The organism is Actinomyces oris (genome assembly GCF_001929375.1).
In the GTDB taxonomy this organism is placed as follows: domain Bacteria; phylum Actinomycetota; class Actinomycetes; order Actinomycetales; family Actinomycetaceae; genus Actinomyces; species Actinomyces oris_B.
Genome location: NZ_MSGO01000058.1, coordinates 20,733 through 29,012 on the forward strand (window position 1 = coordinate 20,733; position 8,280 = coordinate 29,012).

Here is an 8,280-nt window from a genome sequence, read left to right on the forward strand (position 1 = left end):
GGTGCTACAGTTGCTACGGGGTGATGTACATGCAGACGATCATGCACCGGGAGCTGCGCAACAACAGCGCCGCGATCCTCCACCGAGTTCAGGCTGGTGAAACTTTCGAGATCACCAACAATGGTGAACCCGTTGCGATACTCTCACCTATTTCCCGAGACCGGCTCTCCATCCTCAGACAGCAAGGAGCGGTCCGTGAAGCGACGCATGTCGACTTCAGGGCCCTGAAACGCACAGCAGACGTGAGTTCCCAAGCCGTATTGGACGATCTTCGTGGGGAATAATGAGCGTCTACTACCTCGATACCTCCGCGGCCTTGAAGCTCCTCATTGAGGAGAAGGAGTCTGAGCCACTGGCTGCCTGGCTCACATCGCATACAACCGACGGAGACGCACTATGCTCCTCTTTCCTCCTGTATACTGAGCTCCACTGCGCCGCTCGACGACGTAGTGAACTCGATCAGGAGGCGGTCGCATCCCTCCTTTCAGGAATCGACCTCATCGACATATCAAGGTCGCAGCTCATTGACGCAGCTAGAACATCGTTGGGATTGAGGGCAGCAGACGCCATCCACCTGACAGTGGCACTGGATATTCAAGCAGACACCATCATCACCTATGACATCGAGATGCAAGATGCCGCACATTACTGCAACCTCTCCCCAGTGGCACCCTCCTAAGAGCTGATTCCGCCCGCTGAGGGTGGGACAATAAGTCGCCCCACCCTCAGCGGGTACGTGACTCGATGTACCGGGCCAGTGCCCCCAAGGACCAGTTCACGATGATGTAGAGCACGGCGATGATGACGTAGGTCTGGAAGAAGACGGAGAGATGAACGTCTTTCTTGGCTTGCCCGATGATCTGGGCGCCGCGATACAGAAGGTCGGCATAGGCGAGCGCGTACGCGAGCGTGGTGCCCTTGATGATGGTGACCATCTGCGTGATCAGGGTCGGGAGCATGAGACGCAGGGCCTGTGGCGCCAGGATGAGGCGCATGGTGAGTGAAGGACTCATCCCCAGTGCTGCGGCGGCCTCCGTCTGGCCCCGGTCCAGTGCCCGGACGCCGGAGCGGAAGACTTCCGCCGTCGTCGCCGAGGTGCACATGACGATGGGCAGCGTCAGCATCCAGAAGTACGAGCCGCCCACCAGCCCCGGAACCACCAGCTGGAAGAAGTAGACGAGCAGCAGCATCGGCACTGCCCGCATGGCATCGATCCATATGCCGACCAGCCACCTCACGGGGCGGTTGTCCAGTAGCCGGAGCCAGCCCAGAGCGATTCCCAGCGGGAAGGTGAGGGCAGCGGCGACGACTCCCAGGCTCAACGTGGTACCGGCAGCCTCCAGGAGCTGACTGACCACCGATTGCCCCAGGAAGTAGCGCCACTTGGGGTAGTCGAGCTGCCCTGAAAGGGACAACTGGTAGAGACCTGCAGCCACCAGCGCCGCGATTGCTAGGACGGCGAAGACCGATCCGATGGAGATCAGGATGCGCCCCCGCGGTCCCGGCTCGTCGAAGAGCAGCGCCGCATCCGTCGCGCCGGAGCCTTTGCCCCGCGGCTTGGCGGGGCGTGGCTCTGTCATCGTCATGACCTTTTCGCTCATGCCTGCTCCTTCCCCATGAACTCGAGGCGTCTTTCAAGAAGCCCGCCGAGCTTGGTGGCGGCGAAGGCGATGGCCAGATAGGTAAGGCCGGAGGTGAGGAAGGTGATGACTCCCTCGGCTCGTTCCTGGTTGATTCTCTGCGTGACGGCTGTCAGGTCAATGACACCGATAGCCGCGGCGAGCGAGGAGCCGATGAGGCAGGCGATGAAGATGTTGACCAGTGGCTGGATAGTGCGGGCCAGCGCCTGGGGCATAACGATGCCGCGAATGATGAGCCCGAAGGGCATGCCCAGTGCGCGAGCGGCCTCGATCTGCCCCTTCGGCACCGAGTTGATTCCGCTGCGGATCGTCTCACACACGAATCCCGATGAGGAGAAGATCAGCGCGACGATCACCGACCAGAAAAGTGGGATCGTGATACCGACGTGGGGCAGCGCCAGAGCAATGAGCACCATGAGGCACAGGTTGGGGATATTGCAGGCCACTGTCACCCATGCGGCACCCAGCGCGCGCAGTGGAGGGATGGGACCGACCCGGAAGATGGCCATGATCGATCCCAGGAGCAGCCCACCCAGGTAGGACAGGACGGAGATCACCAGCGTGACCAGCAGCCCCCAACCGATAGCGGGGAGATTGTCGGTAATGGCACTCACAGTCGCCTCCTTGAACGATGCGGGTCGTCATCATGACGGGAATGCTGTCGGCTGCCACGCCGTCGGCCCGGCGGCCGATCCGCTCGGGCCGGGAACGCGGCAAGCCAGGCAGGCAGGCACTGAAGTCGTTCAGGAGCTCTGCGGGGTTGCGTCCTTGGCGGCCGAGGACCCGGGGACTGATCCGATGGCCGGTGGCTGAGGGGCGGTGCCGCCGAGGGACTTGCCGATCGTCGCCTCCCAGATCCTCTTCCAGGTGCCGTCGTCCTCAATCGTCTTGAGGAAGGTGTTGACGAAGGCCTGCGCCCCGGAGTCCTTGGGAAGTCCGATGCCGTAGGGGTCCTCGGCGAAGGTCTCACCGACGATCTTGACCTTGTCATTGGACAGGACCTCGCTCTTGAGCAGGGACTGGTCCACGACGTAGGCCTTGACCTGCCCGCTCTCGACGGCGGCGACGCACTTGGCCTGGGTGTCGAAGGGCTTGGCGTTGGCCTTGGGGGCGTACTTCTTCAGCGCAGCGGCCGACGAGGAGTTGGACTGGACCGCGACGTCCCCGGTGAGGGTGTCGACGCCGGTGATGTCCTGGTTGTCGGCCTTGACCAGGATGGCCTGGCTGGAGGCGTAGTACGGGCCGGCGAAGTCGATCTTCTTGGCCCGCTCCGGGGTGATCGTGTAGGTGGCGATGACGGCCTTGACCGTACCGTTGGTCAGAATGGTCTCCCGTGTCTCGGAGGTGACCGGCTGAACCTCAAGGAGGGAGCGGGCGTCGTCTCCGCCGACGATGTAGCGGGCCAGCGCCTGGGCGATGGCCGCATCGAAGCCGGAGATCTTCTTCGTCTTGGCATCTTCCCAGGAGAAGACCTCGGAGGTCTTGATCCCGCCGGTGACGAGCTTGCCCGCCTGCTTCACGGAGGCGGCCCAGGGCGATGCGGCCACGACGTCGGCGGCGGCCACCGGGCCGGAGTTGATGGCCTTGTCGTAGTCGGCGTCGGAGGCCGACGACGAGGCGACGGCCTTACCATCGGCGCCCGTGTCGGCGCAGGCGGCCAGGACGCCGGCCAGGGAGAGGGCGCCGGTCGTGACCAGGAGTCCGCGGCGGGAGAAGGTGGTCATGGTGTTCCTTTCGTTCGGACGGGGAGGGGCCGTCCTAGGCGCTGGGCCTGTGGTGGTGGTCGCACTCGGGAGAAGGTGCGGTCTGGGGCTCAGTGACTGAGCACCTTGGAGAGGAAGTCGCGGGCGCGCTCGGTGCGCGGGGAGGAGAAGAACTCGGCGGGTCGGCCGGACTCAACGATCTGGCCGCCGTCCATGAAGACGACCCGGTCGGCGACCGAGCGGGCAAAACCCATTTCGTGGGTGACGACGAGCATGGTCATGCCCGAGGCCGCCAGGTCCTTGATGACGTCGAGGACCTCGTTGATCATCTCGGGGTCCAGGGCGCTGGTGGGCTCATCGAAGAGCATGAGCTTGGGGTCCATGGCCAGTGCTCGGGCGATGGCGACGCGTTGCTGCTGGCCTCCGGAGAGCTGGGAGGGGCGCTTTGCGGCCTGGTCCTCAAGGCCGACCCGGGCCAGCAGCTCACGGGCCCGTTCCTCAGCCCGGTCCCGGGGGATGCCACGCACCTTGATAGGGGCCAGGGTGATGTTGTCCAGGACCGTGCGGTGCGGGAAGAGGTTGAAGGACTGGAAGACCATTCCCACCTCGGCGCGCAGCTGAGCCAGAGCCCGGCCCTCCTGAGGCAGTGGGGTCCCGTCGATCTCGATCTGCCCTTCCTGGATCGGTTCCAGGCGGTTGACGGTACGGCACAGGGTCGACTTGCCCGATCCGGAGGCGCCGATGACCGCTACGACCTCGCCACGGTGGATGTCGAGGGAGACGTCGTCGAGAGCCTTGAAATGGCCGTAGTACTTGGTGACGCTGCTGATCCGCACCAGGACGTCATCGTTCCGGTCTGCGGCTGTCTGGTCAGGAGAGGGTGCGGATGCGGTCACGAGTACCTCGTCTCAACATGGGTATGGGAGCGTCATCTGTCTCATCGACAGCAACAGCAACACATCCGCATGCGCACTGCATTCCTCCTTGACTCGTGTCGGCCTACACATGTGAGAAAGTTCCGACCTCTCGTCAGGAAGAGTAGCACCGTCTCCGACCGGAGCGTCAACCGTCTCAGAGCGTCCCAGATCCTGGGACGATGCTCACACGCCATGCAGAGCGCCTAACTGCGTACGCCGACCGTGCGGTCGTAGTCTCATCTGCATGAGTCCCGCGAATACCATCGATCCGCGTCGCCGCCTTCAGCCCGAGCAGCGTCGGGAGGAGCTGGTGAGAGTCGGCGTCGAGCTGTTCGCGGAAGGAACACTGGACCGCACTCACGTCAACGAGATCATCAAGCGGGCCGGTGTCTCACGCACGCTCTTCTATCACTACTTCCCTTCCAAGATGGCCTTCGCCCGAGCCATCGTGGAGTACGAGATCCTTCACCTTCACGGCCTGGTCGAGCAGCAGACGGTACTGACTCTGGAGGGGGCGATCTTCACCTTCGCGGGCTACGTGAAGGCCAGGCCCGACAGCCTTCGAGCGCTTCACACCGGAGGTCTTGACCAGGACCCTGAGATCGCGGCCGCGCTGGCCACCAGCTTCGAGCGTTACGAACGCCTCGTCCTCATGCTCATGGGCATCGCCGAGCCCGACGAGCGCGCCATGTTTGCCGCCGAGGTGTGGATCAGCACGATGATCACCCTGTGCCTGGCCTGGCTGGATCACCCCGAGATCAGTCAGGAGACCATCACGAACATGTCCGCCCAGACGCTGCGGAGCCTGGTGTTCCAGGCTCGGCAGGGCGCCGAGCACGCCTCCGAGCAGGCTTCGACACCGGCCACCGCCCACGAACCGGTGAGCGACCACTGAGGGTGAGTGCCGAGCCACACTGAGAGTCAGTCCGCCTGGGGGCCGCTCACACACTCTTTTTTCCGGCATTTTGAATCTTCCGTAGAAAATGGCGTTCACGCCGGTGCGAACGTGTTACCCTCTCCCCCGGTTGTACAAGACGTACAATAGAACGACGATGAGGGCTCCCCGTACTGTGGCACCCCTCGCTCTCAGAAGGAGAGCCGATCATGCCTGAAGGCACCACTGGAGATGTGGTGGCTGTACGCCGCAGGACGTCGCGCGTCCTCTTCGCTCCGGAGACATTCAACTTCGCCGAGGTGACCCGTGCGATCGAGGTGGCCCGTCGGATGCCTTCGCACGTTGAGTGCGTCTTCGCCGGCTTCTCGCGACGCAACACCGAGTACATCAGGGCCGCGGGCTTCGAGTTCCGTCTGTTGACCCCCTGCCTCAGTGAGGAGGAGGGACGGCTGGCGCTGGACTTCGATCAGGGCCGCAGCCTGCGTCACCCGTTCACGGAGAAGATGCTGGCCCAGCGGGTGACGAGTGAGCGCGTGCTGCTGCGCTCTTTGCGTCCGGATGCCGTTGTCATCGGAGTAACTCCCAGCCAGTTTATTTCTGCGCGGGCGGAGTGCGTGCCGCTGGTTTTCGTACGGCCTTTCGCCTATTCCCTGGCGCATCTGGAGGCGGCACGCGCCACCGGGGCCACCGGTTTCCTGCCCCGCACCTGCCCGGAGGAGTGCCTGGCCGACAATATGGCCGCCCGCGCGCTCCATGTCCTTGGGACTCGGGTCCCCCTGCCTCGTTCCTTCCATTCTGTGGCCAGGGCCAATGGTGTCTCACTGCCCCAGGGGGTGCTCGTGGGGCTCACTGCCGATCTCAATCTCATCGCCACTGCCCCGCACCTGCTGCCTGGGTGGCTGAGGATGCCTCAGGGGCACCGGGTGGTGGGACCGGTCTACGCCCGCCTGCCCGGGGAGCTTCCCGAGTTTCTGGCCGACCTGGCCGCCGGCCCCCAGCCCCTGGTGTACTTCGCCATGGGCTCATCGGGGAACCGCGATCTCGTCCTTGACGTGCTGGCAGGCCTGGGCCGGGCGGACTGCCAGGTGCTGGCTCCGGTGCGCACCCATCTTCGTGAGGAGGACCTGGATGCTCTTCCGCGCAATGTCCACGTCACTGACTGGCTTCCGGCCCACGAGCTGGGCGGTGCCGTCGACCTGGCCATCACTCACGGTGGGGAGGGAACGGTGCAGACCAGCTGCGTCCAGGGGTGGCCCTTCATCGGGATTCCGTTGCAGTTCGAGCAGCGTTTCAACGTGCAGCGATGTGTGGCCTTCGGCTCGGCCAGGCTCGTGTCGCAGAAGGAGGCTCGCAGGGCCGACTGGGCGGCGCTGGTAGCGCAGGCCCTGGCCGACGACGGCATGCGTTCGCGCGCTCGGCGGATGGCAGGGCTCATGGAGGGGCTGGACGGACCAGGTCGGGCCGCCGAGGCGGTCTGCGAGTTGCTGTAAGTCAGCGGCGGCCCGTCGTCGAGACTTCCCTCCGGCCTGTGCGCTAGGCCTGTGCCCTGGCGCTGGCATAGAGGCAGACGGCCGCGGCCGCGGCGACGTTGAGGGACTCCGCCTTGCCGTAGATGGGGATGGAGACGACGGCGTCGGCTCGGCTCAGCGCCTCTGAGGGCAGTCCGTGGGCCTCGTTGCCGAGCAGCCAGGCACTGGGGGCCTCCAGGAGGGACTCGGCCTTGAAGAGGTCGAAGTCCCCGCGTCCGTCGGCGGCGAGGACGGTGAGTCCGGCGTCGTGGAGGGCGGTGACGGCGTCATCGAGGGCCACGCCGGTGACCACGGGCAGGTGGAAGAGGCTTCCGGCGGTGGAGCGCACGACCTTCGGTGCGGTGGGGTCCACGCTGCCGCGCACGAGGACGACGGCGTCGGCGCCGGCGGCGTCGGCGGCCCGGATGATGGTGCCTGCGTTCCCGGGGTCCTGGGCCTGGGTGAGGACGGCGACGAGCCTGGCCCCCTCCAGGGCGGCGGTCAGCGCCTCGGAGCCGGTGGCCTCCTCGGTGGCTACGACGGCGAGGAGGCCCTGCGCGTCGGGGCTCATGGCCTCCATGACCTGCTGGGTGGTGACGTGCACGTAGAGCCCGGCCGCCACGGCCTCGTCCCAGATCTCGCGGTGGCGCTCGAGGGCCGCCTCGGTGAGGTAGACGTCGAGCACGCGGCCGGGGGCGTGCCGGACGGCCTCGCGCACGCCCTGGGGTCCTTCGACGAGGAAGCGCCGGTGCTTGGTCCGCGCGTTGCGGCGGGACAGGCCCGCCACCCGGGAGATGCGGGCCGAAGCGGGATTGCTCAGGACCTCGCGGCCGGCGGCCGGGCCCTGGCTGACGGTACGCCGCCGCGGCCCGCGGGCCTGAGGACGCTCGGCGGAGTCATCTAGAAGTTCGTCAAGGTCCGGCATGGAGGTAGAGCTCATGGCATGAGCCTACGGGCAATGGAAGCGAAACGTCACGGTCCCAGACTGCAATCAGAGCAAGAGACTCTCATCCTCCGGAACCAGGTACCAAACAAAGTCATTGCGAAATGTTCTGCATCTCATTATTATCACAACATGACCCATAGAATCCTTCAACCTCAATCCCTCAGCGTCACCCTACCCGCGCCTTCACCCAGCGTCCTCGACATCTTCGTTGTCTGGCACCCAGCCGACAGTGAGGGCGAGAGTATCTGTGACAGATTATTTCAGCACTACCACTCCGATGCCTTTGCGGGACTTGCGGGCAGCGCAGTGGAGGTGTATGGACGATCTCGCCCACTAGTCGGAAATAACGACCTCCCCGCACCTATCGTCACTGTAGATGGAATTGTGGGAAACAAAGAGCGAGCATTAAACGTCGACCCAGCACAGTACTCCGTCATTCTCCCCTTCATTGACGAGAATCTCATACGCGCATCTATCAAAGAGAAGCCTCACTGGAAAGACTACCTTGGCGATATCGCAAGACTACAAAGTAAATGCGGACAACCGAATTTTCACACACTAGTCCTCCCTATTCTGCCTAAAGTAGTTCCCGATTATTCAAACTCCCCTATAATTGCCACCCTGATGAATAGACAAGGAGTAAACCGGCTCTTCGTGTTTGAGGGTGTGGT

General features: G+C 64.3%; 10 protein-coding genes. 5 read left to right on the top strand and 5 right to left on the bottom strand.

Annotation, left to right across the window (positions count from 1 at the left end; translation table 11 throughout):
• Window positions 1-23 precede the first annotated feature (23 nt).
• Both BKH32_RS11635 and BKH32_RS11640 read left to right on the top strand, forming a co-directional pair.
• On the top strand, window positions 24-284 hold the full coding sequence (locus BKH32_RS11635; RefSeq protein WP_256691808.1) for a type II toxin-antitoxin system Phd/YefM family antitoxin: 261 nt from the start codon (window positions 24-26) through the stop codon (window positions 282-284).
• Window positions 284-679 (top strand): type II toxin-antitoxin system VapC family toxin, encoded by a 396-nt coding sequence (locus BKH32_RS11640; RefSeq protein WP_075250174.1) that lies wholly within the window; start codon window positions 284-286, stop codon window positions 677-679. The genes BKH32_RS11635 and BKH32_RS11640 overlap by 1 nt, the downstream gene beginning before the upstream one ends.
• Before the next feature lie 46 nt (window positions 680-725).
• Here BKH32_RS11640 and BKH32_RS11645 read toward each other — a convergent pair whose 3' ends face one another.
• The 4 genes from BKH32_RS11645 to BKH32_RS11660 form a co-directional block, all read right to left on the bottom strand.
• Window positions 726-1,601: an amino acid ABC transporter permease gene (locus BKH32_RS11645; protein WP_075250175.1), complete on the bottom strand. Its 876-nt coding sequence runs from the start codon at window positions 1,599-1,601 to the stop codon at window positions 726-728.
• Window positions 1,598-2,254, bottom strand: a complete 657-nt coding sequence (locus BKH32_RS11650; protein ID WP_075250176.1) for an amino acid ABC transporter permease — start codon at window positions 2,252-2,254, stop codon at window positions 1,598-1,600. The genes BKH32_RS11645 and BKH32_RS11650 overlap by 4 nt, the downstream gene beginning before the upstream one ends.
• Before the next feature lie 129 nt (window positions 2,255-2,383).
• Window positions 2,384-3,364 carry a glutamate ABC transporter substrate-binding protein gene (locus BKH32_RS11655; RefSeq protein WP_075250177.1) on the bottom strand — a complete coding sequence of 327 codons (981 nt, stop codon included), beginning with the start codon at window positions 3,362-3,364 and terminating at the stop codon, window positions 2,384-2,386.
• A gap of 89 nt (window positions 3,365-3,453) precedes the next feature.
• A complete protein-coding gene (locus BKH32_RS11660; protein WP_075250178.1) occupies window positions 3,454-4,239 on the bottom strand; it encodes an amino acid ABC transporter ATP-binding protein in 786 nt (261 codons plus the stop codon).
• 265 nt (window positions 4,240-4,504) lie between these two features.
• Between BKH32_RS11660 and BKH32_RS11665 the strand changes: the two genes are divergently transcribed.
• Together BKH32_RS11665 and BKH32_RS11670 are read left to right on the top strand one after the other, a co-directional pair.
• Window positions 4,505-5,155: a TetR/AcrR family transcriptional regulator gene (locus BKH32_RS11665; protein WP_143222822.1), complete on the top strand. Its 651-nt coding sequence runs from the start codon at window positions 4,505-4,507 to the stop codon at window positions 5,153-5,155.
• A gap of 209 nt (window positions 5,156-5,364) precedes the next feature.
• The gene (locus BKH32_RS11670; protein ID WP_075250180.1) at window positions 5,365-6,645 is read left to right on the top strand and encodes a glycosyltransferase; all 1,281 of its coding nucleotides are present in this window, start codon (window positions 5,365-5,367) and stop codon (window positions 6,643-6,645) included.
• A 43-nt stretch (window positions 6,646-6,688) separates the two neighbouring features.
• On the opposite strand, the gene BKH32_RS11675 is transcribed toward BKH32_RS11670, so the two are convergent.
• Window positions 6,689-7,603, bottom strand: coding sequence for a TrmH family RNA methyltransferase (locus tag BKH32_RS11675; protein ID WP_143222823.1), 915 nt, complete (start codon window positions 7,601-7,603; stop codon window positions 6,689-6,691).
• A gap of 135 nt (window positions 7,604-7,738) precedes the next feature.
• On the opposite strand from BKH32_RS11675, the gene BKH32_RS14115 reads away from it, so the two are divergent.
• A partial coding sequence (locus tag BKH32_RS14115) for a hypothetical protein (protein ID WP_218638471.1) occupies window positions 7,739-8,280 on the top strand: 542 nt, incomplete at its 3' end.